Here is a 23,719-nt window from a genome sequence, read left to right on the forward strand (position 1 = left end):
CCGGCACCGCCCATCCGGCTCCCCTCGCGGTTGACGCCGGGCAGGCTGCTGCGCGCGATGCTGCGCAGCCGCCCGTGGCTGGCCGTCGGGGCCATGGTGTTCGGTGCGCTGTGGCTGGTGCCCGGCGCGCTGCTGCCGCTCGCGGTCGGAGCGGCGATCGACGACGGCATCGCGGGCGGTGACACCGCCACACTGGTCTGGCTCGCGGTGCTCGTGGTCGGCATCGGCGTGGCACAGGCCGTCTTCGGCGGCACGCTGGACTTCCTCGGCGCCGGAATGTGGATGCACGGCGCCTCGGCGACACAGCGGCTGGTGTCCACGCACGCGACCCGGCTCGGCTCCTCGCTGCGCGAGCAGGCGAGCTCTGGTGAGGTGCTGGCCATCACGTCCGCCGACATCGACAAGATCGGTTACGGCTTCGAGGTCGTCGGCCGCGTCGTCGGCTCGATCGTGGCGTTCCTCACGGTCGGCATCGTGCTGCTGACGTACTCGCCGCTGCTCGGCGGTGTCGCGCTCGTCGGCGTGCCGCTGGCGGTGGCGGGGATCGGGCCGTTGATCGCGCCGTTGCAGCGCAAGCTCGAAACGCAGCGCGAGGAGCTGTCGGCGGTCAACGCGCTCGGCTCCGACATCGTCTCCGGCCTGCGGATCCTGCGTGGCATCGGCGGCGAGCGGCAGTTCCTCGGCCGCTTCCGCGCGGCGAGCCAGCGCGTGCGCAGGGCGGGCGTCGACGTGGCGCGCAGCGAGTCGTGGCTCACCGGGGCGGAAGTCCTGCTGCCCGGGCTGGTCACCGTGGTGATCACCTGGCTCGGCGCTCGGCTGGCCGTCGCGGGAACGATCAGCGTCGGCGAGCTCGTGGCGTTCTACGGGGCCTCGGCGTTCCTGGTGATCCCGGTCAGCACCACCACCGAGAGCACGGGCGTATGGGCCTCGGCCTACGTCTCCGCGCGCAAGGCGTGCCGGATCCTGAGCCTGCGCCCGCTGCTGGCCGAGCCGTCGGCGCCGCTGCGGTTGCCGGAGGGCCCGCTCGAACCGCACGACGCCGAGAGCGGGTTCACGGCGGTCGCGGGCAAGCTCACCGTTGTCGACGTCGGAGCGGAGGCCGAGGGCCTCGCGGCGCGGCTGGCGCGGTTCACCGACGCCCGGCAGCCCGTGCTGCTGTCCGGCGTGCCCGTCGAGCGCGTCGCGCTGGCCGAGCTGCGCGGGCGCGTGGTGTACGCGCACAACCAGGACCTGTGGTTCTCCGGCGTACTCGCCGACGAGGTCGCCCCGGACACCCCGAGCGCCGTCTCCGTCGAGACGGCGCTGTGGGCGGCGGACGCGGACGACATCGTGGCCGCGCTGCCGGACGGCCTCGCGGAACGCATCGGCGAGCGGGGCCGGGAGGTCTCCGGAGGGCAGCGGCAGCGGCTCAGCCTCGCGCGGGCGCTCGCGACCGACGCCGACGTGCTGATCCTCGACGAGCCGACGTCGGCCGTCGACGCGCACACCGAGGCGCGGATCAGCGAGCGCGTCGCGACGCTGCGGCGGGGCAGGACGACCGTGGTGTTCAGCCAGAGCCCGCTCTGGGCCGCGGTCGCGGACGAGGTGGTGACGAGGTGCAGCTGAGGCTTCCCCTCGCGTCGAGGGCGGACGCGAGGAGCTGGGCGCGGACGACGTTCCGCGAGAACAGGGCCGACTTCCTGTGGGCGATCGGCCTGTTCGGCCTGGCGACGATGGCCGGGCTCGCGGGGCCGCAACTGCTCGGCTACCTCGTGGACGAGGTCGCACGCGGCTCGGACACGATCGGTATCGACCTGCTGGCGCTCGCGTTCCTGGCGGTGCTGCTGGTGCAGGCCGTGCTCAAGCGGGCGGCGCGTGTGCGCACCGGGGTGCTGGGCGAGCGGGTGCTGGCCTCGACGCGGGAGGAGTTCGTCGCCGCGTCGCTGCGCCTGCCGCTCGGCACCGTCGAGGCCGCCGGCACTGGCGACCTGCTGAGCCGGGCCACTTCGGACATCGAGCGCATCGACAACGCCACCCGCAATGCGATCCCCGAGATCACGATCGCGGCGATCACCGTGGTGCTCACGGTGACGGCGATGATCGTCACCTCGCCGCTGCTGGCGCTTGGCCTGCTGGTGTCGGTGCCCGTGCTGTTCTTCCCGACGCGGTGGTACTGGCGCCGCTCACCGAAGGCGATCGAACGGATGCTGGAGGCGTGGTCAGGTGTGCAGTCGGGCACGCACGAGTCCGTCGAGGGCGCGCGCACGGCCGAGGCGCTCGGGCTGATCGGGCGCAGGGTCCGGCTCGGAGAGCGGGCGCTGCAGGGCGCGCTGAGCGGTGAGCGCGAGCTGCGAAGGCTCCAACTGCGGTGGGTGCCGTTCCTGGAGCTGTCGCACGCGCTGCCCGTCGCGGCGATGCTGCTGCTGGGCGGCTGGGCGTACTCGCAGGACCTGGTCGCGCTGGGCACGATCACCACGATGGTGCTCTACGTGCAGGCGCTGGCGTCCCCTTTGGACGAACTGCTGTGGTGGGTCGAGGACTTCGCCGTCGCGGGCACCGCGCTGCGGCGGGTGCTCGGCGTGCGTACGCGGCCGGAGCCGAAGCAGGGGACGCCGCCGCGCGGCAGGGACATCGAGCTGCGCGGCGTGCGGTTCGCCTACGGGACGGGTCGCGAGGTGCTGCACGGTATCGACCTGCGCATCCCGCGTGGACAACGGCTCGCGGTCGTGGGCCCTTCCGGCGCGGGCAAGTCGACGCTGGGCAGGCTTCTCGCCGGTGTCGCGGCGCCGACGGCCGGTTCGGTGACGATCGGCGGCGTCGAGGTGTCGACCCTGCCGGACGACGTGCTGCGCGGCGAGGTGCTGTTGCTGACGCAGGAGCAGCACGTGTTCAGCGGGACCCTGCGGGAGAACCTGGCGCTGCCCGGCGACGGCGGAAGGCACAGCGGCGCGAAGCGCCTCGATGGGGGGTGGCGGCCGGGCGACGGGTGGGCCGACGAGGAGCTGCTCGACGCGCTCGCCTCGGTTGGTGCGCGGGAGTGGGCGGCGGCGTTGCCGGACGGGCTGGACACGAAGCTCGGCACGGGAGCGCACGCGGTGCCCCCTGCGATGGCGCAGCAGCTCGCGCTGGCGCGCGTGGTGCTGGCCGACCCGCACACACTGGTGCTCGACGAGGCGACGTCGCTGCTGGACACGTCGTCGGCCAGGGAGCTGGAGCGGACACTCGCGAACGTGCTGGCGGGGCGGACCGTGATCGCGATCGCCCACCGCCTCCACACGGCCGCCGCTGCCGACCGGGTGGCCGTGGTGGAGGACGGCCGCGTCACCGAGCTCGGCAGCCATGCCGAACTGCTCGCCGCCGAAGGCCCCTACGCCCGCCTGGTCCACGCCGCCCACGCGGAGTGACCAACTGCACCCAAGGCCACCTTTGGTGCGCTCAACGCAACAAAGGTGGCCTTGGGGAGCGTCGGTCAGGCTCCGATGCGGCGGCGGATCAGGGCTGAGAGCTGGTCCACCACGATCACGAGGACGAGCACCACCAGGATGTGGGTCACCATCTCGTCGAAGCGGAACAGCTTGATCGACTGGTTGATCAGGAAGCCGATGCCGCCCGCGCCGACGAGGCCCAGCACGAGCGACGAGCGCACGTTCACGTCGAAGCGGTAGAGCAGCAGCCCGACCAGCTGCGGCAACGCCGTCGGCAACACGGCGTGCGCGGCGACCTGCACGCGGCTCGCGCCGTGCACCCGCAACGCGTCGCGCGGGCCGAGGTCGGTCTCCTCCATGGCCTCGGCCCACAGCTTGCCCAGCACGCCGGTGTTGTGGAACACGAGGGCGAGCACCCCGGCGAACGGCCCGAGGCCAACGGCCGTCACGAAGATCAACGCGAACACCACGTCCGGCACCGACCGCAGGAACGACAGCACGGAGCGCGCCACCTGGTACGCGGCCGGGCCGCTCGTGGTCGCGCGCGCGGCGAGCAGCGCGAGCACCAGCGCGAATGGCACCGAGAACGTCGTGCCCAGCAGCCCGATCCCGAGCGTCACCAGCGCGGCCTCCAGGCTCGGCCGCAGCACCGTGTCCCACGTGAGGTCCGGCGGCAGCGCCTCGGCGGAGAAGCCCGCGATGCCGTCGGCGCCCTGCACGAGCGCGGCCGGGGAGAAGCCCGTGGCGTTCCACGCGAACACGTGCAGGGCGACCACGGCGGCCGCGATCCCGAGCGCGAGCGGCGACGGCCAGCGCCGCCGAGGCGGAGCGGGGGTCGTTACTGTCATGCGGCCGCCCTCTCCGGGAGGTAGAGCGCGTCGACGTCCGAACCGGACACGATCTCGGGCGGCCCGTCGACCGCCACGCGCCCGCCGAGCAAACCGACGATCCGGTCGGCCGAGCGCGCGAGCTGCGGCTGGTGCAGCACCGCCGCCACGGCAAGGCCCTCGTTCGCGAGGTCGGCGAGCAGCGTGATCACCTGGTCGGCCGCGCTCGGGTCCAATGCGGACACGGGCTCGTCGGCCAGCAGGACCCGGGGCCGCTGGCACAGCGCTCTGGCGATCGCGACGCGCTGCTGCTGTCCGCCGGAAAGGCGCGCCGCCCGCTCACCGGCGCGGTCGGCGAGGCCGACGCGGTCGAGGCAGCGCATCGCCTCCTCCCGCAGCTCGCGCGGGAACAACAGCGGCGACGCCGACCTGTGCAGCGGCAGCCTGCCCAGCGCGCCCGCGCATACGTTGTCGAGTGCGGTGCGCCTCCCGACCAGGTGGATCCTCTGGAACACCATGGCGGGCCTGCCGTCCGTGTGGATCTCGCCCGCGTCCGGTGTCTCCAAGCCGACCACGCAGCGCAGCGCCGTGGACTTGCCAGACCCGTTCGCGCCGAGCACCGCCACGAATTCGCCCGCTCGCACATCGAGGTCGAAACCGGTGAGCACGGGCCGTCCCGCGAACGACTTCGTGAGGCTTCTGATCTCCAGCGCCGCCATGGCTCAGACGTCCCCTTCGGACAGGCCGAGCGTGGAGGCCAGCTCGAACAGCGGCTGGTAGGTCTGCTCGTCGACCCGCGCGAGCGGACCGGGCGGGTCGACGTCGAGAAACGCGCCGACCTTCGCGACGTCGGCAGGGCTCAGCTCCAGCAGCGCCTTGCGCACCCGCTCCTTGAACGCCGGGTCGAGGTTGCCGCGCACGGTGATCGGGTCGTTCGGGATCGGCTCGGACCTCCAGACCTGCCGGAACTCCGACTCGTCGAACGAGCCCTCCGCCTTGGCGGTCGCCAGCTGCTGGCTGTTGATCTGCGCCGCCTCCACCTTGCCGTTGGTGAGCGCGAGCAGCGCCTCGGGATGCCCGCCGGCGTAGTCGATCTTGACGTCGGAGTCCTTCAGGCCCGCTTCGCGCAGGGCGTAGCGCGGCAGCGCGTCACCCGAGGTGGAGCCGACACCGCCGAGCGCGAGGGAGCGGCCGCGCAGGTCGGCGACGGTCCTGATCGGCGAGTCCTTCGGTACCCAGATGCCCGCGGTGTAGGTGGTGAGCTCCCCGTTCGCGTCGGCGAAGGACACCATCGGCTCGGCGCCGGCCTGCTGGCTCGCGAAGACGTACCCGAGCGGACCGAACTGCGCGATCTCCAGCTGGTCGTTGCGCATCGCCAGCACCTCGGCGGAGTAGTCGTCGACCACCTTCAGCTCCACCGGGCAGTCCAAAGTGGTCTGCAACGCTCGCGCCAGCACCTGGTATGCGGGGGTGAGCTTGGCCGGGTCCTCGTAGGGCTCGACGCCGAACCGGATCGTGCCGCCGGGGCACGTCGCGGCGTCGGCGGACTCGGAGTCCGAACCGCAGGCCGTGAGCGACAGGGTGAGCAGGGCCGCCGCGCCGAGCGCGACGAAGCGGGAACGGGAGGACATGGGAATTCTCCTTGGGGATCAGGAAACGAGGTCGTCCAGCACCGTGGGCGCGAGGCCGAGTGCCGTGGTCATGCCGATGCCGGAGGTGACCGCGACGACGCGCACACCCTCGGCCGGGCTATCGACGAGGAAGGGTTCGGGCGCCGAGGCGTAAACGCCGCGCCAGCGCTCGCGCACGGTCAGGGCGCCGACGCCGAGCAGGCGCGCCGTCTCGGCGAGCACGCGATCGTCGAGTTCCTCGCGCCGGTAGGGGTCGACGGTCCGCTGGTAGCTGTGGGTGTCGCCGATGGTCAGGTCACCGCCGGGTAGCTGCGTGAGCATGAGGTTCATGCCGATGGCGAGCAGGTCGGGGTGCTCGGCCTCGAAGCGCGCGCGGACGGCGGCGAGGCTCGGGCACGCCTCGAACCCGGAGTAGCGAAGCAGCGAGAGCCCCGTGAGCACCGCGTGCTCGATCTCGCGGCCGTGCGGGTCGGCCACCCGCAGCATCCGCAGCGAGCAGCGCTGGACCTCCCTGCGCTCGGTCAGCTCCGGGAAGTGCCGGTCGACGTCGTGCCCGACGGCGACCACGACGTGCCCGGCCCGTACGCGACCCCTGCTCGTGGCGACCTCTCCTGGCTCGATGACGTGGGCCGTGGTGCCCCAGTGGAAGCGCACGCCCCGCTCGGCGAGCAGCCTCGCGATCGCGTGCACGGCCTCGCGCGGGTCGACGCGGAGGTCAAGCGGCAGGACGGCGCCCCCGACCACTCCGTCGCCGACCGGCACCCGGCTCGCCACGCCCGCCGGGTCGAGCAGCTTCACCTGCCCGCCCCGCAGCCCGGCGAACTCGTTCAGCACCGCGTACTCGTCGTCGGCGCGGGCGACCACCACCGTGCCGCTCTCGCAGAGCCAGAACCCGGCGTCCTTGGCCAGGCGCAGCCAGTGCTCGCGGGCGGAGAGCGCGTAGCCGAGCGCGGGGCCGTCCTGCGCGGTGACGCAGCCGTGCCCGAAGTTGCGCACCGACGCGCCGGTCGCCCGCTCGTCGCGCTCGAGCACCACCACCGAGAGCCCGCGTTCCGAGGCCGCGTAGGCGTGCGCGAGGCCGACGATCCCGGCCCCGATCACGACGACGTCGGCGGAGCCGAGCAAGCGAGCAGAACTTGTCATGACAAGAACGCTCGAACAAGCCGCCATCGTCCGTCAATACGAGCAGGGAGAACGTCTGTGGCTGTTCATCTAGGCTTAACGGTTGACGCTAGCTGTATAGTCAAGTCTCGTGGATGTTCCCCTGCACGAGCAGATCGCCGCCGACCTGCGTCGCCGCATCTCCTCCGGTGAGCTCCCAGTGGGAGCCGCAGTGCCCTCCGAATCGCAGTTGTGCGCGCAATGGAACGCCTCGCGCGGGCCGATCCGGCAGGCGCTCACGGCGCTGCGAGCCGAGGGCATGATCGGCGGCGGGAGGGGCAAGCCACCGGTGGTGCGCAGGCAGGCGCTGAGCCAGCCGTTCGAGACTTTTCTGTCGTTCTCGCGCTGGGTCCACGGGCTCGGCCGCACGCCGGGGCAGCGGACGCTGGAGGTCGCGCGCAGGCCGGCGACGGTCGAGCTCGCCGACGAGCTCGACCTCGACGAGGGCGACCCGGTGGTGCAGGTGCTGCGCCTGCGGCTGATCGACGAGACGCCGACGATGATCGAGCGCACGACGTTCGTCGAACCCGTCGGGCGCCTGCTGTTCGACTACGACTGCGACTCCGGCTCCATCTACGCCTACCTCGGCGAGCACGGCGTCGACATGAGCAACGCCCGCCACCTCATGGACGCGGTCGCCGCGGACGCCACCGACAGCGAGCTGCTCGGCATCGACGTCGGCGCGCCACTGCTGCGGGAGCGGCGCAGGGCCAGCGGGCTCGACGGCAGGCCCGTCGAGTACTCCGACGACCGCTACCGGCCCGACCTGGTCAGCTTCGCCATCGAGAACTCACAGCGCGCGCAGCCCGCGTTCGCCAGGAACTGGAGGTCAGCCTCGTGATCGAACTCGCCGTCTTCGACATCGCCGGCACCACCGTCGAGGAACGCAACGCGGTGTACACCGCGCTTGAAGAGGCCGTGGTCGCGGCGGGAGGAGCGCCGTCGAAGGACGACATCCAGCGGTGGATGGGCGCCGGCAAGCGCGAGGCCATCACCGCGATGCTCACCGAGTCCACGGGCCGCGTGCCGTCGGCGGACGTGGTGGACCAGGGCCTCGCCGACTTCCGCGCGCGGCTGGCCGCAGCCTACTCGGAGACGCCGCCCGTGCCGCTGCCCGGCGTACCCGAGGCAATCGCCTCGCTGCGGGCCGCCGGAGTGAAGGTGGCGTTGACGACGGGGTTTGAACGCGAGGTGGTGGACGCCCTGCTCAAGACGGTGGGCTGGGACGAAACGGTGATCGACGCGGTGGTGTGCGTTGACGATGTGCCCGCGGGACGCCCGGCGCCGTACATGATCTTCCGGGCCATGGAACGCACCGGCGTGCGGGACGTGCGCAAGGTGCTGGCCGCGGGCGACACGGCGCGTGACCTCGAGGCGGGCACCAACGCCGGGGCGGCGTACGTGGTGGGCGTGCTGACGGGCGGCTACACCGCCGCCGACCTGGGCCGGGTCAACCACACGCACCTACTGCCGAGCGTCGCCGAAGTCCCCACCCTCCTGGCCCTCTGACCAACTGCAGTGAAGGCCACCATGCCTGCGTTGAACGCAGTGATGGTGGCCTTCACTGCAGACGGGTCAGGCTGTGGTGGCGAGGGGCTTCAGGGCGTCGAGGGCCGAGAAGAAGACGCCGAGGCCGTCGTCGGAGGGGCCGGTGAGCGCGTCGATGGCGTGCTCCGGGTGCGGCATGAGGCCGACGACACGGCCGTTCTCGCTGGTGATGCCCGCGATGTCGTTGCGGGAGCCGTTGGGGTTACCGCCGACGTAGCGGAACACCACGCGGCCGTCGCCCTCCAGCCGGTCGAGGGTCTCCTGGCTCGCCATGTACCCGCCCTCACCGGACTTGAGCGGGATGAGCACCTCGGCGCCCTGGTCGTACCTGGTGCTCCACGCCGTCGCGTTGTTCTCCACGCGCAGCCACTGGTCCCGGCACACGAAGTGCAGCTTCTCGTTGCGCACGAGCGCGCCGGGCAGCAGACCGGCCTCGCACAGGATCTGGAAGCCGTTGCAGATGCCCAGCACCGGCATGCCCTTCGCGGCGGCCTCGACCACGGACGCCATCACCGGCGCGAACCGGGCGATGGCGCCGCAGCGCAGGTAGTCGCCGTAGGAGAACCCGCCCGGCACGATCACCGCGTCGACGCCCTTGAGGTCGGCGTCGGCGTGCCACAGCGACACGGCCTCGCCGTCGGCGTAGCGCACCGCGCGCGCGGCGTCGACGTCGTCGAGGGTTCCGGGGAAGGTGATGACGCCGATGCGGGGGCTCACGCCTCCAACCTCCGCACGGTCCAGTCCTCGATCACCGGGTTGGCGAGGAAACCCTCCGCGATCTTCGCGAGGGTCTCGTCGTCGACGGAGTCGTCGACCTCCAGCTCGAAGTGCTTACCCTGGCGAACCTCGGTGACACCCTGGAAGCCGAGGCGCGGGAGCGCTCCGGCCACCGCCTGGCCTTGCGGGTCGAGGATCTCGGGTTTGGGCATGACGTCGACGACTACTCGGGCCACGACAGGATGCTCCTAGATTTTCGCAGGTCGATGCCCATTCAGCGTAGCTCAGGGGCCGAGAGGCCCCCGACACCCCTCGGCCCCGTGCCGACATACCGCTACTTCACCTGGGTAATACATACGTAGGACGTACAACTATTCCCCGGCGTTGCGTCTCGAAGACCGATTCGCCGGTTTGGCCCAGTGCCGGTCAGCTCCAGTGACCGTGCGCGACCGGCGGGCCCTGCCGCGCGCCGCGCATGGCCCGGCCTGTCACGGGCAGCACGGCCCCGACGAGCGGGATCACCCACAGCAGCAACGCCACGATCGGCATGCCGACGTAGTCGCCGCCGTCGTTGCTGAGCAGGTCGATGATCGCGTAGATGTAGTACAGCACGGCGATGCCGGTGAGCACAGCGACTACCCAGCGCACGAAACCGAGCCGGAAGCACAGCAGCACGGCGAACAAGGCCATGGTCGACGCGAAGCTGATGCTGAACGAGATCGCGAAGTCGACGTTGCCGGTGATGTCGTCGGAGAAGGCCACGCCGAGGGTCGCGACGAGCGCGTCGACGTTGTCCTCGCTGGGCCCGCTCCACGACAGCGCGGCGACGATGTAGGTGAACGCGATCGCGGGAACGCAGAACGCGGCCGCCACGTACGCCATCGCGGTGCTCGGCCGCTGGGGACCGTAGCCGGGTGGGTAGCCGTAGCCGGGCGGAGGCTGCTGGGGGTAGCCGTACGGCTGCTGTGGATAAGGCTGTTGTTGCTGGTACGGCTGCTGCTGGTACCACCCGGGATTCGGCTGGTTCATCGGGCTCCCCCCCTGCTGAGCGACGCGGACGCGCGCCGCGTCGTTCATAGCACGGGAGCCTCGCCGGCGGGCAGTGATTCGCGCGAACGGCCGTGGTGTCGCGGTCCGTGCTCGCCCCTGGTCTGCTCGTAGACCTTCTCCAGCAGCGTCTGGAGTGTGGCCTGCTCCGCCTCGGTGAGGCAGGCGAAGAGGTCCTCGGCGGCGCCGGCCCGGGCTTGGTGGAGCCGGGTGCGCATGCGCTTGCCCGAGCCGGTGAGCACGAGCAGGGTGGCGCGCCGGTTGCCGGGGTCGACCTGGCGCGTGACGAGCCCGGCCTCCTCGAGCGCGTCGACGATCGGCGTCACCGCGCGGGGCACGACGCCGAGCAGCTCGGCCAGCTCGGCCATCCTCGGCGGTTGCTCGAAGCGCCCGATCGCCCCGAGCGCACGGGCCTGCGCCGGGGTGAGACCCAGCGGCGCGAGGCGGCCAACCTGCCGCACCCTTGCCCGTTTGGCCAGCCGCAGCAGAAGCTCACCGAGGCGGTTCTCGCCGTCGTCCACATGCACGCGCCCAGGATAACAGAGTCTCGGTAACTGTGAACTTAGGTAATTAAGAGCTATGCTCGGTATATGCCGTCTACCGAGGAAGAGCACGCGCCGGTGCGCCGGATACTGAACCTGTTCCGGCCGTACCGGGGCAGGCTCGCCGTCGTCGGCCTGCTCGTCGCACTCTCGTCGCTGGTGTCCGTGGCGTCGCCGTTCCTGCTCCGCGAGGTGCTCGACGTCGCCATCCCGCAGCAGCGCGTCGACCTGCTGACCCTGCTCGTGGCGGGCATGCTCGGCGTCGCCGTCGCGACCAGCGTCTTCAACGTGCTGCAGACCTACCTCTCCACCACGGTCGGCCAGCAGGTGATGCACGGCCTGCGCTCGCGGGTCTACGCCCGTCTGCAGCGCATGTCGCTCGCGTTCTTCACCCGCACCCGCACCGGCGAGGTCCAGTCCCGGATCGCCAACGACATCGGCGGCATGCAGGCGACGGTCACCTCCACCGCCACGTCGCTGGTCTCCAACGTCACGACCGTGGTGGCCACCGTGGTCGCGATGCTCGCGCTCGACTGGCGGCTCACGGTGTTCTCGCTCGCGCTAATGCCCGCGTTCGTCTGGATCAGCCGGCGCGTCGGCTCCGAACGCAAGAAGATCACCGCGCGCAGGCAGCAGCAGCTCGCGGCGATGTCGTCGAGCGTGCAGGAGTCGCTGTCGGTGAGCGGCATCCTGCTCGGCCGCACGATGGGCCGCTCGGCGTCGCTGACCGACGAGTTCGCCGACGAGTCGCGGCGGCTCGCGAGGCTGGAGGTCGAGTCGAGCATGGCGGGCCGCTGGCGGATGTCGACCATCCAGATCGTGATGGCGGCGCTGCCCGCGCTGCTCTACTGGGCCGCGGGGCTGAGCACCGCGTTCGGCGCGCCGATGGCGTCACTGGGCACCCTCGTCGCTTTCGTGACGCTCCAGCAGGCCCTGTTCCGGCCCACCATGTCGCTGCTGCAGACGGGCGTGGAGCTGCAGAGCTCGCTCGCGCTCTTCCAGCGGATCTTCGAGTACCTCGACCTGCCCGTCGACGTCGCCGAGCCGGAGCGCCCCGTCGCACTCGGCCAGGTGCGTGGCGAGGTCGCGTTCCACGACGCCGGGTTCTCCTACGACGGCACGCACGCGGCCCTCGCCGGTGTCGACCTCGCCGTTCCCCCCGGCGGCAGCCTCGCGATCGTCGGCGAGACGGGCTCCGGCAAGACGACGCTGAGCTACCTCGTGCCACGGCTCTACGACGTCACCCAGGGCAGCGTGACGATCGACGGCGTCGACGTGCGGGAACTGAGCTTCGAAACGCTCGCCAGCGCGGTGGGTGTGGTGTCGCAGGAGACCTACCTGCTGCACGCCTCCGTCGCCGACAACCTCCGCTTCGCCAAACCGGACGCGACCGACGAGGAGCTGCACGAGGCGGCGAGGGCCGCGCAGATCCACGACCACATCGCGGCGCTGCCCGACGGCTACGACACCCTCGTCGGCGAGCGCGGCTACCGGTTCTCCGGCGGCGAGAAACAGCGCCTCGCGATCGCCCGCACGATCCTGCGTGACCCGCCGATCCTCGTGCTCGACGAGGCCACCAGCGCGCTCGACACCCAGACCGAGCAGGCCGTGCAGGCGGCCATCACCGCGCTGTCGGCGGGCCGCACGACGATCACGATCGCGCACCGGCTCTCGACCATCCGCGACGCAGGCCAGATCGTGGTGCTCGACGGCGGCCGGGTGGCCGAGCAGGGCACCCACGACGAACTGCTGGCCGAGGACGGGCGCTACGCCGCCCTCGTCCGGCGCGACGGCTCGCTGGTGGAGGCCGCCGCGTGAGCGTCAGCGCCTGCCGTGCAGCCTGCCGATGAGCTTGCCTACCAGCGCCTCGGTCTTGGCGGACCGGGCGAACGTCGTGAGCGCGATCGGAGCCGTGAAGCGCTGCCGCGCGATCGCCTTCGGCCGCGCGAACTCGCGCAGGCCCTCGGGACCGTGGATGCGCCCGAACCCGGAGTCGCCGAGCCCGCCGAACGGCAGCGACGCGATGCCGGCGAACGACAGCGGCGCGTTGATCGCCGTCTGCCCCGTGCGCAGCCGCCGCGCCAGCTCAAGGCCCCTTCGCTTGGAGAACACGGTGGAGCCGAGGCCGTAGACCGAGTCGTTGGCCTTCTCGATCGCCTCGTCCATGTCGCGGACCTTGGCGATGGTCACCGTGGGCCCGAACGTCTCCTCACGCACGGCGGCGGAATCCTCGGGCACGTCCACGAGCACGGTCGGCTTCACGAAACGGTCGCCGACGGCGTCCTTGCCGCCGACCAGCGCCCTCCCGCCGCGCGCGAGCGCGTCGGCGATGTGCCTGCGCACCACGTCGAGCTGCGACGGCATGGTCATCGGGCCGTAGTGCGTGCCGGCGTCGACCTTCTTCGCCTTGTCGACCACCTTGGCCACGAACTCGTCGTAGACCCGCTCGTGCACGTAGACGCGCTCGACCCCGGCGCACGTCTGGCCGGCGTTGGAGAAGGCGCCCCACACCGTCGCGTCGGCGGCGGCCTCGAGGTCGGCGTCGGCGTCGACGATCAGCGGGTCCTTGCCGCCCGCCTCGATCACGACCGGGGTGAGCGTCTCGGCCGCGGCGGCCATCACCTTCTTGCCGGTGGCCGCGGAGCCGGTGAAGGCGATCTTGTCGACGCCGGAGCTCGCGAGCGCGGCCCCGGTGGCCCCGAAGCCGGTGACGAGCTGCAACACCGGGTGCTCGGGCACGGCCTCGGCGAACGTGTCGACGAGCCATTTGCCGACGCCGGGCGTGTATTCGCTCGGCTTGAACACCACCGCGTTGCCCGCCGCGAGCGCGTAGCTGACGGAGCCGAGCGGCGTGTACACCGGGTAGTTCCACGGCCCGATCACGCCGACCACGCCGAGCGGGTGGTACTCGACGGTCGCCGCCTGGTTGGAGAGCAGGAGGCCGGGCGCGCGGCGCTGCGAGCCGAGCACCTTGCGCGCGTTCTTGGCCGCCCACGCGAGGTGCTCGATCGCGAGCACGATCTCCAGCTGGGCGTCACCGGCCGGCTTGCCGGTCTCCTTGCTGACCACGTCGCACAGCTCGCCCATCCTGCGCGCCATGCTGCCGCGCCACCTGGCGAGGCGCTCGGCACGGCCGGAGAAGCCGAGCGTGTTCCACCAGAGGGCGGCGCCCCGCGCCTTCGCGACCGCCGCCTCGACCTGCTCGGCGGTGTGCACCGGGTAGGTCCCCATTACCTCGTCCGTTGCCGGGTTGAGCGAGTCGAACGTTTCGACTGCCTGCGCTGTGGTCATGGCCACAGCGTACGACGCACCACCCTTACTGGCAATCTGCCAACTAGACCGCCGCGTAGTGTGAGAGCCGACTGGAGGGAGAACCATGCGAATCGTCCACTTCGGACACTCCTGCGTGTTGCTGGAGACCGACGGCGCCCGCATCCTCATCGACCCCGGCGCCTTCTCCTCCGGCTTCGAGAACGAGCGGGAGCTGGACGCCGTGCTGATCACGCACCAGCACTTCGACCACATCGACACCGAAAAACTGCCCGCGCTGCTGGAGGCGAACCCGGACGCGGAGCTGATCACCGATCCCGGCTCGCGGGAGACCGTCGAGAAGCTCGGCCTGCCGGCCAGGACGGCGCAGCCCGGCGACGCCTTCGAGCTCGGCGGCGCGGCCGTGCACGTGGTCGGCGGGCAGCACGCGACGATCCACGCCGACATCCCGGTGATCCCGAACGTCGGCTTCATCGTCGACCACGGCGCCTTCTACCACCCCGGCGACTCGTTCTTCGTGCCCGAGCAGAAGATCGACGTGCTCGGCCTGCCGACCGCCGCGCCATGGCTCAAGGCAGGCGAGGCCGTCGACTACCTGCGGGCGGTCGCACCGCGCCTCGCCGTGCCGATCCACGAGGCCGTGCTCGCCAACCCGGCCATGCACTACGGCCTGTTCACCAACCTCGCGCCGGACGGCACCGAGGTCAGGGTGCTGCCGCGAGCCGAGCGGGCAACGCTGTGACATAGGTGCGGCTCGCCGCACCGTTCTCCAGCGCCACGTCCACGGCGTCGAGGAACGCCTGCCGCCTGCCCGGCCTGCGCAGGTCCCTCGCGTCGACGCCGAGCCGCACCAGCCCGCCGCGCCGGGCCGCCCTGGCCGCACTCAGCACCAGCGCGAAGCAACGCACGGTCTCGGTGCGCTGGTGCTGACTGCCGAAGCCCTGCACCCGCGCGCGGGCCACCTCTCCGGTCGTCAGGTCACGCACGGTCGAGAGGTCCGCGCACAGCCGGAAACCGTGGTTGCGGAGTGCCTCCAGCGTGCCGCGGGAGACCCGCCAGCGCGGTGGGGCGAATGCCGTGGTGCGCAGCCCGGCCCTGTCGAGCGCCGCGCCTGCCGCGATCAGCCGCAGCCGCGCCTCGTGCGCGGGCAGCGACGCGAACTCGGCCCTGATCCGGTGGTCGTAGCCGTGCAGCAGCACGGCGTCGCCCCCGCCGACGCGCTCGCGCATCCACTCGGCGACCCTGGGAGACCCATCCTCGGCGCTCGGGGTGAACAGCATCGAAAGGGCCACCCCGCGCGCATCCAGTTGCTCGGCCAGCTCGGCACAGCGGTGCAGCGTCCGCGGTCCGGCACCGGACAGCGACACCAGAAGGGTTGCGTCCACGCACCTCATTAGGCATGACGGGCATGAAGACCCGTTGGCTGAGAGGTGAGATGCGGATGAAGCCGCCACCAAGAGCGGCTCAGCGGTTGGCGGTCTCGCGGATGTCGTCCTCGCCTGCCAGCGCGTTGATGCGCTTCTCCTCCCGCATCGACCGCACGGCGTTGACCAGCGCGGCGACGATCAGTGCGACCAGGCCCAGGTAGACGACCACGATCGCGGCGGGCGAGGCGCCGAGCGTGGAGAGCAGCAGCCAGCCGTTGGTGAGAATGATGAGCCCGCCCGCCGCGGTCCCGAGCACCCTCGGCGGCAGGTGGCGGGCGAGCCAGGCGCCCAGCGGCGCTGCGATCACGCCGCCGACCAGCAGCCCACCGACGACCACCCAGTTCATCTCCTCGTGGGAGAGGGCGATGAGGAACGCAGCGCACGCCGACACCGTCACGGCGAACTCGGCGGCCCCGACCGAGCCGACGACCTTGCGCGGCTCGAGCCTGCCGCTGGAGAGCAGCGTCGTGGTGGCGACCGGACCCCAGCCGCCACCGCCGGTGGAGTCGATGAAACCGGCGATCAGACCCAGCGGCGCGAGGAACTTCGCGCCGGGCCGCTTGTCGGTGATGAGCTTGCCGAGCTTGAGGAACGCGAACCTGATCAGCACGTAGAGGCCAAGCGCGAAGAGGATCGTGCTGATCCACGCGCTCGCGAAGTCCGTGGACAGCGACACCAGCACGAACGCGCCGACCGCTGCGCCGATCGCACCGGGCACGGCGAGGATGCCGACCGTGCGCCAGTCGATGTTGCGGAACTTCCAGTGCGAGACACCCGACGCCAGCGACGTGCCGACCTGGGCGAAATGGGCGGAGGCCGACGCGACCGCGGGTGCGGTGCCGAACGCGACCAGGGCCGTCGTGGAGGTCATGCCGTAGCCCATGCCGAGCATGCCGGACACCAGTTGAGCCAGGAATCCGGCGACTCCGAACACCATGAGGGCGAGCATGCTGACCTCAGCTTCGCGTGCGGCCGGGCGCGCGGAGCGCGGCCACGGCAGGGGCAGGGACGGGTGTCAGCGGAGCCGGCAGAGCGCGGAGTCGACGCGCACCAGATCGACGTGCCTGCGCTGAATCAGCGCGATCGATCGCTTGCCCATGGCCTCGATCCTGACAGACGCCCACGATGTGGTCCACGTCTCCCAGATCACAGGATTGGCTGTGGCCGGTAGTCGGCGGCCTCGGGGAACCGCTTCGCGATCTCCTCGACGCGGCCGACGATCGCCTCGACCTGGGCACCCGCCGTGCCGGTGAAGGAGAGCCGGTCGGCGAGCAGCGCGTCGAGCGCGGCGCGGTCCAGCGGGAGGCGCTTGTCGGCGGCGAGCCGGTCGAGCAGGTCGTTCCCGGCCTGGCCCTCCCGCATGGCGAGCGCGACGGCCACCGCGTTCTCCTTGATCGCCTCGTGCGCGGTCTCCCTGCCGACCCCGGCGCGCACCGCCGCCATGAGCACCTTCGTCGTCGCGAGGAAAGGCAGGTACCGGTCGAGCTCGCGGTCGACGACAGCGGGGAAGGCGCCGAACTCGCCGAGCACCGTGAGAAACGTCTCCAGCAGCCCGTCGAGCGCGAAGAAGGCGTCCGGCAGAGCGACCCGGCGCACCACCGAGTCGGAGACGTCGCCCTCGTTCCACTGGTCACCCGCCAGCTCGCCGATCATCGACAGATACCCGCGCAGCACCACGGCGAGGCCGTTGACCCGCTCGCACGAACGCGTGTTCATCTTGTGCGGCATGGCCGACGAGCCGACCTGACCGGGCTGGAAGCCCTCCGTGACCAGCTCGTGCCCTGCCATGAGCCGGATGGTCTTCGCCAGGCTCGACGGCGCCGCCGCCACCTGCACCAGCGTGGAGAGCACGTCGAAGTCGAGCGAGCGCGGGTAGACCTGCCCAACGCTCGTGAACGCCCGCGAGAAGCCGAGGTGGGCCGCTACGCGCGACTCCAGCTCGGCGAGCTTCCCCTCGTCGCCGAGCAGGTCCAGCATGTCCTGTGCGGTGCCGACCGGGCCCTTGATGCCGCGCAGCGGGTAGCGGGCGATCAGCTCGTCCAGCCGCTCGAAGGCTACGAGCAGCTCGTCGGCGGCAGTGGCGAACCGCTTGCCCAGCGTGGTGGCCTGCGCGGCGACATTGTGCGAACGCCCGGCCATGACCAGCGCCGAGTGGTCGGCGGCCAGCCCGGCGAGCCTCGTCAGCACGGCCACCGTGCGAGCCCGGACCAGCTCCAGCGAGCGCCGCAGCTGCAACTGCTCGACGTTCTCGGTGAGGTCGCGCGAGGTCATGCCCTTGTGCACGTGCTCGTGCCCGGCGAGCGCGTTGAACTCCTCGATGCGGGCCTTCACGTCGTGCCTGGTCACCCGCTCGCGCGCGGCGATCGAGGGAAGGTCCACCCGCTCCAGCACCCGCTCGTAGTCGGCGACGACGCCGTCCGGCACCTCGATGCCGAGCTCGGCCTGCGCCTTGAGCACGGCCAGCCACAGCTCGCGCTCCAACCGCACCTTGTTGTCCGGCGACCACAGTGCCACCAGCTCGGGCGAGGCGTAGCGACCGGCGAGAACGTTGGGGATGCTGGGCTTGTCCGTCACGCAGCCAGGCTAACCGGCGGCCCAGGTCACAGGTGCAGCGCCGGGTTGCCTGCTCAGCTCAACGCGTCGCGGAGCATTCTCGCGGCCGCGGCTCGCGGGTCCGGGTTCACCTCGATCAGCGCGTTCACGACCGCGCCGTCGACCAGCGCGACCAACTGTTCCAGCCGCCGCGGGTCGATGGGCACCCCTGACTTCACGAAGATCTCGGTGAGCAGCTCCCGCAGCTCGACCGCGAGCGTGCGCATGAGCGGACGCAGGTAGGGCCTGCGCCCGGTGGCGACGAGCCGCTCGTAGCGCAGCAGCACGGCCTCGTAGTCGGGGTCCTCGCCGAGCAGTTGGTCGAGCACCAGCTCGACGAGGGTGTCCACTCCGCGGTGCTCGATGCTCAGCCGCGCCAGCTGTTCGCGACCCCTGGCCAGCTCGGAGCGGCCGTAGTGCTCCATCGCCGCGGCGATCAGGTCGTCGAGCGAGTCGAAGTAGTAGGTCGTCGACGCGAGCGGCAGCCCGGCGCGGTCGGCGACGGCCCGATGCCGGATGGCCTCGAACCCGCCCTCGGTCAGCAGCTCGGCGGCGGCGCTGACCAGTGCGGCGCGCCGCCGCTCGCCCTTTGGCGTGCTCGCGGTGCTGCTGCTCTCGGACGTCATGGCGAGCTAGTTTGCCATCCCCGACCTGGTCAGAAGTGACGCGCCAACGCGTCGGCGATGCGTCCCAGCTCGGTGCTGAGCGGTGGCGTGCGCGACGCGGAGTCCGGGGTGGCGAGCACGTACACGGTGCCCCCGCTCGCGGTCGGACGCTGTTCGAACTCGGCGCCTTCCGGCTGCTCGGGCAACTGGAACGCGAGACCCCGCGGCGCGAACACAGCGGTGATCGTCCCGCCCTCGACCGAGTATGTCGCCGAGTGGGGGCCGTCGGGGCAATCCCCGCCCCCAGCGTCGGCGTCGGCGCCGGCCGGGAGCTCGCCAGCGAGGGCGGTGGCGAGCTCCCGGTCGACTGTGTCGCACCCGAGGGTGCTCTCCCCTTCCACCGCTCCGCCCTGCTTCGGCACGGTGTTCGGGAAGACCTGTGCCTGGGGAGGACGCCCGGAGGACGCTCCCGGTTGCTCGTCGGCGCCCTCCTGGCCGGGGGCCGACGCGGCCGTCGTGTTCGATTCGCTGCCGTTACCCAGCAATACACCCACCGCGCCCGCGCCGCCTCCCAGCAACACGACCGCGCAGGCCACCCCCGCGATCGTGTTCCGGCGACGCCGGGTGACACGGCGTGACTCGGCGGCGACGTCGGACGCGCTGAACGTGGGCGGCGGAGCCTCGCCTGCCGCCTCCCGGAACAGCTCCTTCAACTCCCGCTCATCCACGCGTCTCCACCTCCTCACCGAGCACGTCCCGCAGGTTCGCGAGCCCCCGCGCGGTCTGGCTCTTCACGTTGCCCTCACTGCACCCGAGCGCCTTCGCGACGCCGCCGACGTCGAGGCCCTCCAGGTAGCGCAGGACCAGCACCGCCCGCTGTCGTGGCGGCACCTTCCGCAGACCGGCGAGCAGGTCCTCCCTCGTCGCGACGCGCTCGGCGAGCGGCTCGCCCGCCGGTGGCGGCTCGGGCAACTCGTCGGACTGCCGCTCGCGACGCCACGGCCTGCGCGACTCGTCGATGGCGGCCCTGACCAGCGTCTTTCGCACGTAAGCGTCGATCGCCGCCCGGTCGCGGATCTTGCGCCACCGCCGGTGCAGCGCGACGAAGGCCGTCTGCGCCAGGTCGTCCGCGCGGTGCCAGTCGCCACAGAGCATGTACGCGGTCCGGCGCACGGAGTCCCGCTTGGCAGCGAAGTACTCCGCGAACTCCTGCTCGTCGCGGTGGTCCACGCGGATGGCTCTCCGGTCCCGTTGTGTTGTCGATGGCAGAGACGGAAGTGCAGGCGTCCACGGTTGCACGTCCAGCCGGATTTTTCCCTCGGAAGAGACCTTGTTGTGAGATCAACTAACGATGTGATGTGATCGGACTGTGACCTCCGAAGCGACGCCAGCTCTCCTCGACTTCCGTTCGGACACGATCACCCGGCCCGATGAGCAGATGCGCGTGGCGATGGCGAGAGCGGAGGTCGGCGACAACGTCATCGACGTCGATCCCACGGTCCGCGAGCTGGAGCGCCGGGCAGCCGAGACGCTCGGCATGGACGCCGCGCTCTGGACCCCGAGCGGCACGATGGCCAACCTCATCGCTCTGTCAGTGCACCTCGGCCGGGGCGATCGGTTCCTGGCGACCCGCAACGCGCACGTGCTGACCAACGAGCTCGGCTCGGCCGCGTGGCTGGCCGGGGGGATGCCGGACGTGCTGGAGCACGACGCGGGCCCCGGCAGGCCGACGCCGCGGGCGGTGCACGTCGCGGCGGGCACCCGCAGCGGGCCGTACTACGCGCTGCGCACGACGTTGCTGTGCCTGGAGAACACGCACAACGCCGCGGGCGGGGCGATCACGCCGCCCGACGAGCACGCGCTGCTGGTCTCCGCCGCGCGGGACGAGGGCCTGCTCGTGCACCTCGACGGTGCTCGGCTGTGGAACGCGGCGGCCGCGCTCGGCCTGCCGCCCGCGGCACTGACGGTGGGCGTCGACACGGTGTCGGCGTGCTTCAGCAAGGGCCTCGGTGCCCCGGTCGGCTCGGTGGTCGCGGGCAGCGAGGAGTTCGTCGAGCAGGCGCGGCGGATGCGGCAGATGCTCGGCGGCGGCGTTCGCCAGGGCGGCGTGCTTGCGGCGGCGTGCCTGGTCGCGCTGGACCGGGTGGGCGAGCTGACGCGGGACCACGCCAACGCCAAGGCGCTCGCGGACGGGCTGCGTGACCTCGGCTGGGACGTGTCCGAGCCGCAGACCAACATCGTGCTGGCAGCCGTGCCCGACGTGCGGCTCACGCTCGAGTCGCTGCGCTCGCTGGGGATCCTCACGCTGCCGATGGCGGGCAAGGTGCGGTTCGTGCTGCACCGCGACGTGTCCGCCGACGACGTGGCCGAGGCGCTGGACCGGATCAAGGCGAGCGCCAAGTGACGCGCCGCTGGCTGGTGTTCGACTACGGCGAGGTGATCTGCACCAGGACGACGGCGTTGCCGGCCTTGGCCGACCGCATGGGCGTGCCGCTCGCCGAGTTCGAGGCCGCGTACTGGGCTGGGCGCGATGCCTACGACCGGGGCGCGAGCGACCTGGAGTTCTGGCGCACGGTGGGCGACGCGACCGGCGTGGACGTGAGCGAGCCGTTGTCGGCCGAGCTGACGGAGCTGGACATCGCGGGCTGGGCGCAGGTCTCGCCGGCGACCCTGGAGCTGCTGCAGTCGCTCGCGGAGGCGGGAACGGCGCTGGCCCTGCTGTCGAACGCGCCGGTGTCGTTCGCGCGGTTCGCCGAGCGCCAGCCGTGGACGCGGCACTTCCGGGAGCTGCTGTTCTCCGGTGACGTGGGGCTGGCGAAGCCGGACGCGGAGATCTTCGAGCTGCTGGTCTCGCGGCTGGACGCCGAGCCGGGAGACTGCCTGTTCCTCGACGACCGGCAGGTCAACGTGGACGGAGCCCGCGCGGCGGGCCTGCGCGCCCAACTCTGGCAGGGCATCCCCGCCGAGCTGCCCGCGTGACTTGACCGCCCCCAAGGCCACCTTTGTTGCGCTCAACGCAACAAAGGTGGCCTTGGGGGCACGTCAGGCGAGGCCGAGGAGGACGGCGTTGGCGACCGCGAGCAGGCCGAGGCTCGCGCCCGGTGCCGCGACGGCGGGCGGGTCCTTGGCGCGGAGGTGCCGCAGCACCGTGCCGACCATCAGCACGACGAGGCCGATCGACGCCACGAGCGCGGCGGGACGGAACCAGAAGCCGACGATGAGCCCCGCCGCCGCGGCCAGCTCCAGCGCACCGATCGCGCGGTTGACCTGGGTGGACAACCCGAGGTGCCCGGCGTAGGACCGCAGCGGCTCCACCCCGGCGAGCCGGGCGCCGCCCGCGCTGAGGAAGGCCGCCGTCAGCAGGAGTGAGAGCACCCCGATGACGATCGACATGTGCGGGCTTGGCTCAGGGCCGGATCTGCTTCTTCTTGCCGCCGCCCTTGATCGCGCTGTACGCAGCGGTGCCGAGGAACGCGGCGCCGCCGATGAGGACGATCCAGAACGCCGCCTCCACCAGGAAACCCACCACGGAGCCGATCACCATGAACGCGACCCAGACGAGGAGCAGGCCCCCGACGATCTTCCAGAACATGATCTTCCTCCGCTGCGCTCCGATTGGACATCCGGTCCATCCCAGGTTGGCATGCCATCGGCCCGGATGACCCTTCACGAGTCCAACGTTCAGGGAAAACTCCGGGTTCCCCCTTACGCACAGGCCCCACTGCTGCGCGGGGGCCCCACTGCAGGGAAGGTGGCCTTCACTGCGGTCGGGTCACAGCCAGGCGCCGAGCCGCCGGACGCCCTCGGCGACCTCGGCCTCGGCTCCGGCGAACGAGAACCGGACGAACCGGCCGCCGTCCACCGGGTCGAAGTCGATGCCGGGCGTGATGGCGACGCCGGTGTCGGCGAGCAGCCGCTGGCACCAGCTGAGGCTGTCGCCCGTGTGCGCCGACACGTCGACGTAGGCGTAGAACGCGCCGTCGACGGGCGCCACGCGCTCGAAGCCGAGCTCGCGCAGGCCCGCCAGCAGCAGGTCGCGGTTGGACCGGTAGTGCGCGACGTGCCCGTCCAGCTCCGCGTACGACTCGGGGGTGAACGCCGCTACCGCCGCCTGCTGGGCGAGCGCGGGCGGGCAGATGTTGAAGTTGCCGGTGAGCACGTCCACCGCGCGGTGCAGCCGCTGCGGCACCAGCATCCAGCCGAGCCGCCAGCCCGTCATCGCGAAGTACTTCGAGAACGAGCCGAGCACCAGCGCCTCGCCGGACGTCTGCCAAGCGCAGCCGAGCTCGGTCTCGTACGAGATGCCGTGGTAGATCTCGTCGCTGATCAGCTGCACGCCACGCGAGGAGCACCAGCCCGCGATCGCGGCGAGCTCGCCGGGCGCGAGAACGGTGCCGGTGGGGTTGCTCGGGCTCGCGACCACGAGTCCCTTGATCGGACCCAGCCCGTCGAGCAGCTCGGTGGTCGGCTGGAACCGCGTGTGCTCGTCGGTGGTGAACTCCACGACCTCGCAGCCCAGCGCCGAGAGCAGGTTGCGGTAGGCGGGGTAGCCGGGCCGGGCCATCGCCACCCGGTCGCCCGCCTCGAACGCCGAGAGGAACGACAGCAGGAACCCACCGGAGGAGCCGGTGGTGACGATGACGTCCTGCGGGCTGACGTCGAGTGAGTACGTGCGCTCGTAGTGCCCGGCGATGGCCTCGCGCAGCTCGGGGATGCCGAGCTGGACCGTATAGCCGAGGTCGCCATCGCGCAGTGCCTTCTCGGCAGCCGCGAGCACGGGCTTCGGCGCGCCCGCCGTGGGCTGGCCAGCGCAGAGTGCGATCACGTCGCCATGGCTGCGCTGCCTTGCCTGTGCCGCGGAGAGCACCTCCATGACGTGGAACGGCGCCACGTCGGCGCGCCGCGAGGGGCCGGGGAAGGGTGCGAACTCGACCATGCCGCCGAGCGT

At 71.6% G+C, this 23,719-nt stretch carries 26 protein-coding genes; 8 read left to right on the forward strand and 18 right to left on the reverse strand.

Annotated elements, in window-relative coordinates; translation table 11 throughout:
- Positions 1 to 57 precede the first annotated feature (57 nt).
- Together FCN18_RS00365 and FCN18_RS00370 are read left to right on the forward strand one after the other, a co-directional pair.
- Positions 58 to 1,605 (forward strand): ABC transporter ATP-binding protein, encoded by a 1,548-nt coding sequence (locus FCN18_RS00365; RefSeq protein WP_113644608.1) that lies wholly within the window; start codon positions 58 to 60, stop codon positions 1,603 to 1,605.
- Complete coding sequence (locus FCN18_RS00370) at positions 1,596 to 3,383, forward strand: ABC transporter ATP-binding protein (RefSeq protein WP_137092740.1); 1,788 nt, start codon at positions 1,596 to 1,598, stop codon at positions 3,381 to 3,383. The genes FCN18_RS00365 and FCN18_RS00370 overlap by 10 nt, the downstream gene beginning before the upstream one ends.
- A gap of 65 nt (positions 3,384 to 3,448) precedes the next feature.
- On the opposite strand, the gene phnE is transcribed toward FCN18_RS00370, so the two are convergent.
- From phnE to FCN18_RS00390, 4 genes are read right to left on the reverse strand one after another with little or no spacing between them, the layout of a single operon-like run.
- The gene (phnE, locus tag FCN18_RS00375; protein WP_137092741.1) at positions 3,449 to 4,252 is read right to left on the reverse strand and encodes a phosphonate ABC transporter, permease protein PhnE; all 804 of its coding nucleotides are present in this window, start codon (positions 4,250 to 4,252) and stop codon (positions 3,449 to 3,451) included.
- Positions 4,249 to 4,950 carry a phosphonate ABC transporter ATP-binding protein gene (locus FCN18_RS00380; RefSeq protein WP_112265412.1) on the reverse strand — a complete coding sequence of 234 codons (702 nt, stop codon included), beginning with the start codon at positions 4,948 to 4,950 and terminating at the stop codon, positions 4,249 to 4,251. The genes phnE and FCN18_RS00380 overlap by 4 nt, the downstream gene beginning before the upstream one ends.
- Before the next feature lie 3 nt (positions 4,951 to 4,953).
- Complete coding sequence (locus tag FCN18_RS00385; protein ID WP_137092742.1) at positions 4,954 to 5,862, reverse strand: phosphate/phosphite/phosphonate ABC transporter substrate-binding protein; 909 nt, start codon at positions 5,860 to 5,862, stop codon at positions 4,954 to 4,956.
- Between the two features lie 18 nt (positions 5,863 to 5,880).
- Entirely contained in the window at positions 5,881 to 7,005 is a 1,125-nt protein-coding gene (locus FCN18_RS00390; RefSeq protein ID WP_112265416.1) for a TIGR03364 family FAD-dependent oxidoreductase, read from the reverse strand.
- A 109-nt stretch (positions 7,006 to 7,114) separates the two neighbouring features.
- Here FCN18_RS00390 and FCN18_RS39625 point away from each other — a divergent pair, with 109 nt between their 5' ends.
- Positions 7,115 to 7,864, forward strand: a complete 750-nt coding sequence (locus FCN18_RS39625) for a GntR family transcriptional regulator (protein ID WP_112265417.1) — start codon at positions 7,115 to 7,117, stop codon at positions 7,862 to 7,864.
- Positions 7,861 to 8,532: a phosphonatase-like hydrolase gene (locus FCN18_RS39630; protein WP_206077776.1), complete on the forward strand. Its 672-nt coding sequence runs from the start codon at positions 7,861 to 7,863 to the stop codon at positions 8,530 to 8,532. The genes FCN18_RS39625 and FCN18_RS39630 overlap by 4 nt, the downstream gene beginning before the upstream one ends.
- 66 nt (positions 8,533 to 8,598) lie before the next feature.
- Here FCN18_RS39630 and purQ read toward each other — a convergent pair whose 3' ends face one another.
- From purQ to FCN18_RS00420, 4 genes are all read right to left on the reverse strand, one after another.
- Positions 8,599 to 9,288 carry a phosphoribosylformylglycinamidine synthase subunit PurQ gene (gene purQ, locus FCN18_RS00405; protein WP_137092744.1) on the reverse strand — a complete coding sequence of 230 codons (690 nt, stop codon included), beginning with the start codon at positions 9,286 to 9,288 and terminating at the stop codon, positions 8,599 to 8,601.
- Positions 9,285 to 9,524: a phosphoribosylformylglycinamidine synthase subunit PurS gene (purS, locus tag FCN18_RS00410; protein WP_112265422.1), complete on the reverse strand. Its 240-nt coding sequence runs from the start codon at positions 9,522 to 9,524 to the stop codon at positions 9,285 to 9,287. The genes purQ and purS overlap by 4 nt, the downstream gene beginning before the upstream one ends.
- A 190-nt stretch (positions 9,525 to 9,714) precedes the next feature.
- Complete coding sequence (locus FCN18_RS00415) at positions 9,715 to 10,317, reverse strand: hypothetical protein (RefSeq protein WP_112265424.1); 603 nt, start codon at positions 10,315 to 10,317, stop codon at positions 9,715 to 9,717.
- 44 nt (positions 10,318 to 10,361) lie between these two features.
- A complete protein-coding gene (locus FCN18_RS00420; RefSeq protein WP_228713533.1) occupies positions 10,362 to 10,862 on the reverse strand; it encodes a MarR family winged helix-turn-helix transcriptional regulator in 501 nt (166 codons plus the stop codon).
- Positions 10,863 to 10,925: 63 nt separating this feature from the next.
- Here FCN18_RS00420 and FCN18_RS00425 point away from each other — a divergent pair, with 63 nt between their 5' ends.
- Entirely contained in the window at positions 10,926 to 12,695 is a 1,770-nt protein-coding gene (locus FCN18_RS00425; RefSeq protein WP_137092745.1) for an ABC transporter ATP-binding protein, read from the forward strand.
- 3 nt (positions 12,696 to 12,698) lie between these two features.
- Here FCN18_RS00425 and FCN18_RS00430 read toward each other — a convergent pair whose 3' ends face one another.
- Positions 12,699 to 14,168, reverse strand: a complete 1,470-nt coding sequence (locus tag FCN18_RS00430) for an aldehyde dehydrogenase family protein (RefSeq protein WP_112265430.1) — start codon at positions 14,166 to 14,168, stop codon at positions 12,699 to 12,701.
- A gap of 85 nt (positions 14,169 to 14,253) precedes the next feature.
- Between FCN18_RS00430 and FCN18_RS00435 the strand changes: the two genes are divergently transcribed.
- Complete coding sequence (locus FCN18_RS00435) at positions 14,254 to 14,889, forward strand: MBL fold metallo-hydrolase (RefSeq protein WP_112265432.1); 636 nt, start codon at positions 14,254 to 14,256, stop codon at positions 14,887 to 14,889.
- Here the strand turns inward: FCN18_RS00435 and FCN18_RS00440 are convergent.
- The 6 genes from FCN18_RS00440 to FCN18_RS00465 all read right to left on the reverse strand — a co-directional run bounded on the left by FCN18_RS00440 (position 14,852) and on the right by FCN18_RS00465 (position 20,001).
- Positions 14,852 to 15,541 carry a DUF2334 domain-containing protein gene (locus FCN18_RS00440; RefSeq protein ID WP_137092746.1) on the reverse strand — a complete coding sequence of 230 codons (690 nt, stop codon included), beginning with the start codon at positions 15,539 to 15,541 and terminating at the stop codon, positions 14,852 to 14,854. The genes FCN18_RS00435 and FCN18_RS00440 overlap by 38 nt on opposite strands.
- 70 nt (positions 15,542 to 15,611) lie before the next feature.
- On the reverse strand, positions 15,612 to 16,523 hold the full coding sequence (locus FCN18_RS00445) for a sulfite exporter TauE/SafE family protein (protein WP_112265436.1): 912 nt from the start codon (positions 16,521 to 16,523) through the stop codon (positions 15,612 to 15,614).
- A 197-nt stretch (positions 16,524 to 16,720) separates the two neighbouring features.
- Entirely contained in the window at positions 16,721 to 18,148 is a 1,428-nt protein-coding gene (purB, locus tag FCN18_RS00450; RefSeq protein WP_113644534.1) for an adenylosuccinate lyase, read from the reverse strand.
- Between the two features lie 53 nt (positions 18,149 to 18,201).
- Positions 18,202 to 18,792, reverse strand: coding sequence for a TetR/AcrR family transcriptional regulator (locus FCN18_RS00455; RefSeq protein ID WP_112265440.1), 591 nt, complete (start codon positions 18,790 to 18,792; stop codon positions 18,202 to 18,204).
- Positions 18,793 to 18,821: 29 nt separating this feature from the next.
- Positions 18,822 to 19,499: a hypothetical protein gene (locus FCN18_RS00460; RefSeq protein WP_137092747.1), complete on the reverse strand. Its 678-nt coding sequence runs from the start codon at positions 19,497 to 19,499 to the stop codon at positions 18,822 to 18,824.
- On the reverse strand, positions 19,492 to 20,001 hold the full coding sequence (locus FCN18_RS00465; RefSeq protein WP_137092748.1) for a SigE family RNA polymerase sigma factor: 510 nt from the start codon (positions 19,999 to 20,001) through the stop codon (positions 19,492 to 19,494). Before FCN18_RS00465 ends, FCN18_RS00460 begins: the two co-directional genes overlap by 8 nt.
- Positions 20,002 to 20,140: 139 nt before the next feature.
- On the opposite strand from FCN18_RS00465, the gene FCN18_RS00470 reads away from it, so the two are divergent.
- Positions 20,141 to 21,175 (forward strand): threonine aldolase family protein, encoded by a 1,035-nt coding sequence (locus FCN18_RS00470; RefSeq protein WP_112265446.1) that lies wholly within the window; start codon positions 20,141 to 20,143, stop codon positions 21,173 to 21,175.
- Entirely contained in the window at positions 21,172 to 21,750 is a 579-nt protein-coding gene (locus FCN18_RS00475; protein ID WP_137092749.1) for an HAD family hydrolase, read from the forward strand. The genes FCN18_RS00470 and FCN18_RS00475 overlap by 4 nt, the downstream gene beginning before the upstream one ends.
- Positions 21,751 to 21,813: 63 nt before the next feature.
- On the opposite strand, the gene FCN18_RS00480 is transcribed toward FCN18_RS00475, so the two are convergent.
- The 3 genes from FCN18_RS00480 to FCN18_RS00490 form a co-directional block, all read right to left on the reverse strand.
- Positions 21,814 to 22,164: a DoxX family protein gene (locus FCN18_RS00480; RefSeq protein WP_112265450.1), complete on the reverse strand. Its 351-nt coding sequence runs from the start codon at positions 22,162 to 22,164 to the stop codon at positions 21,814 to 21,816.
- Positions 22,165 to 22,177: 13 nt separating this feature from the next.
- Complete coding sequence (locus FCN18_RS00485) at positions 22,178 to 22,363, reverse strand: hypothetical protein (protein ID WP_110334064.1); 186 nt, start codon at positions 22,361 to 22,363, stop codon at positions 22,178 to 22,180.
- Positions 22,364 to 22,543: 180 nt separating this feature from the next.
- On the reverse strand, positions 22,544 to 23,707 hold the full coding sequence (locus tag FCN18_RS00490; protein ID WP_112265452.1) for a pyridoxal phosphate-dependent aminotransferase: 1,164 nt from the start codon (positions 23,705 to 23,707) through the stop codon (positions 22,544 to 22,546).
- Positions 23,708 to 23,719 lie beyond the last annotated feature (12 nt).

It is taken from the genome of Prauserella endophytica, from assembly GCF_005146945.1.
Taxonomy (GTDB): domain Bacteria; phylum Actinomycetota; class Actinomycetes; order Mycobacteriales; family Pseudonocardiaceae; genus Prauserella_A; species Prauserella_A endophytica.

Coding starts and splice junctions, on each gene's coding strand:
- FCN18_RS00480 (WP_112265450.1), bottom strand. CDS start 22,164: ATGTCGATCGTCATCGGGGTGCTCTCACTCCTGCTGACGGCGGCCTTC.
- FCN18_RS00490 (WP_112265452.1), bottom strand. CDS start 23,707: ATGGTCGAGTTCGCACCCTTCCCCGGCCCCTCGCGGCGCGCCGACGTG.
- FCN18_RS00430 (WP_112265430.1), bottom strand. CDS start 14,168: ATGACCACAGCGCAGGCAGTCGAAACGTTCGACTCGCTCAACCCGGCA.
- FCN18_RS00455 (WP_112265440.1), bottom strand. CDS start 18,792: ATGACGTCCGAGAGCAGCAGCACCGCGAGCACGCCAAAGGGCGAGCGG.
- FCN18_RS00380 (WP_112265412.1), bottom strand. CDS start 4,950: ATGGCGGCGCTGGAGATCAGAAGCCTCACGAAGTCGTTCGCGGGACGG.
- FCN18_RS00485 (WP_110334064.1), bottom strand. CDS start 22,363: ATGTTCTGGAAGATCGTCGGGGGCCTGCTCCTCGTCTGGGTCGCGTTC.
- FCN18_RS00440 (WP_137092746.1), bottom strand. CDS start 15,541: ATGAGGTGCGTGGACGCAACCCTTCTGGTGTCGCTGTCCGGTGCCGGA.
- phnE (WP_137092741.1), bottom strand. CDS start 4,252: ATGACAGTAACGACCCCCGCTCCGCCTCGGCGGCGCTGGCCGTCGCCG.
- FCN18_RS00435 (WP_112265432.1), top strand. CDS start 14,254: ATGCGAATCGTCCACTTCGGACACTCCTGCGTGTTGCTGGAGACCGAC.
- FCN18_RS00365 (WP_113644608.1), top strand. CDS start 58: ATGCTGCGCAGCCGCCCGTGGCTGGCCGTCGGGGCCATGGTGTTCGGT.
- FCN18_RS00385 (WP_137092742.1), bottom strand. CDS start 5,862: ATGTCCTCCCGTTCCCGCTTCGTCGCGCTCGGCGCGGCGGCCCTGCTC.
- FCN18_RS00415 (WP_112265424.1), bottom strand. CDS start 10,317: ATGAACCAGCCGAATCCCGGGTGGTACCAGCAGCAGCCGTACCAGCAA.
- FCN18_RS00390 (WP_112265416.1), bottom strand. CDS start 7,005: ATGACAAGTTCTGCTCGCTTGCTCGGCTCCGCCGACGTCGTCGTGATC.
- FCN18_RS00425 (WP_137092745.1), top strand. CDS start 10,926: ATGCCGTCTACCGAGGAAGAGCACGCGCCGGTGCGCCGGATACTGAAC.
- FCN18_RS00445 (WP_112265436.1), bottom strand. CDS start 16,523: ATGCTCGCCCTCATGGTGTTCGGAGTCGCCGGATTCCTGGCTCAACTG.